At 64.5% G+C, this 1455-nt stretch carries 2 protein-coding genes; one reads left to right on the top strand and one right to left on the bottom strand.

The window, feature by feature from the left end; genetic code table 11:
• Positions 1-324: 324 nt before the first annotated feature.
• A complete protein-coding gene (locus tag ACY45C_RS07320) occupies positions 325-522 on the bottom strand; it encodes a hypothetical protein (protein ID WP_462186877.1) in 198 nt (65 codons plus the stop codon).
• Positions 523-824: 302 nt separating this feature from the next.
• Here ACY45C_RS07320 and ACY45C_RS07315 point away from each other — a divergent pair.
• A partial coding sequence (locus ACY45C_RS07315; RefSeq protein WP_462186876.1) for an aKG-HExxH-type peptide beta-hydroxylase occupies positions 825-1455 on the top strand: 631 nt, incomplete at its 3' end.

Genomic DNA, 1455 nt, shown 5'->3' with positions numbered 1-1455 from the left:
GTAATGAAGTAACAAATACGTGATCGAGAGCATCATCGCAGGTCACAGGCCTGTGGAGGGTTCGAAACGCGCAAGTTATTTCATTTCGACTCCTATGGTCCCATGGTCCGGTAAGTCTCGCCATAATCTCAGGGGGTGCGGCGTGCCAGACTCCGCGGAAGAACGCGTTCAGGCAGCAATCAAAGGCGTGATCGAAGCAAACTTGGCAAGGGAGCGCGTCTTCGACGAGGCGGGTTCAGGCGACGCGGGTACAGGCGACGGGACTGCAGCGGTCTCTCACCACTCGAACGGCATCATCTTCAGTAGGTCAACCAACGGAACGTCTCATTCCAACGGCATTTTTTCAGCCGGACCGGCGCGGTCGAAATCGAGCCCGCCGTCCTCGAGCAGTCTGAGGCCATAAGCGGGTTGGCTGAATTGGATGAGGTGGCGTTCAATGCGTTCACGGAACGACTGATCCGGCTGCAGCAAGCCAAGGCGGCCACGCAGAACAAGCACATCGGGCAGTGACCGAGAGCCCATGGGAATGGCGTCCTGACGCCGGCGCGTGGACCGCCTCGCTGATCGAGAGGGTTGACCGGTGGATGCCGGTCCAGACGTTGAAGCTGGACGCCGAACCCGTCCGTGCCGTCATCGTCGACAATGCGCTCGTAGCCAGTCCGTGGCTACGCCATCCCCTCATGAGTCGGCTTACTAAGCCCGAGCCCGTGGACGGCAGCCGCGACGTCGCCCTCGCCGCTTGGGCCGCCGCGAGCACCGCGGCCGATCTGGGCGCTGTCGAGCTGACCGAGAAGATCGTGTTGTGGACAGGTGCGGGGGACGAGGTGGTCGACGCCGGTCGCCACGAACTCGAGGCACTCGGCGCACTGGTCGCCCAACCTGCACCTGTCCCGCTCGGGCTCGATCTTTGGTGTCGGGCCACCGGCGTCGTCACCCCGGGTTCGTGGCCGTCGCTGCCGTCGTCGGCGGTCGTTGAACGAGAGCCGGAGATCCAAGTGTCGATCGGGCGCTACCTGCGCACGGTGGGCGTGCTGGCCAACCGCTGCCCCGACCTGATGAGTTGGATCACGTCGGCCACTGCTGTCGTCCGTCCGCTCGCGCCGATCGCCGACACGGCGCGAAGTTGCCACGACCCCGACGTTCCCGGTCTCATTGAAGCCGACATCTCCAAGGGGACCGCGCAGACCATCGAGCTTGTGGTCCACGAGACTGCGCACCACCACCTACGTACCGCGCAGGCGGCTGGCGACCTGGTCGATCCCGCGCACGACGGCACGTACACCTCGCCGCTACGCGCCGAACCCCGTCCGTTGTTCGGAATCCTGCTTGCTTACCATGCACTCGCGTACATCTGCGTCGCCCTAGCCGAGGCAGCCAAGGCAGGCATCATCGCCCCCGAGGTCGACGAAGCGGTCGCGAAGGACCTCGGCCGTCATCGGGACGACGCACGGGAAG

This window comes from Frankia sp. CcWB2 (assembly GCF_977927585.1).
This window is presented reverse-complemented; position numbering and strand designations above follow the sequence as displayed.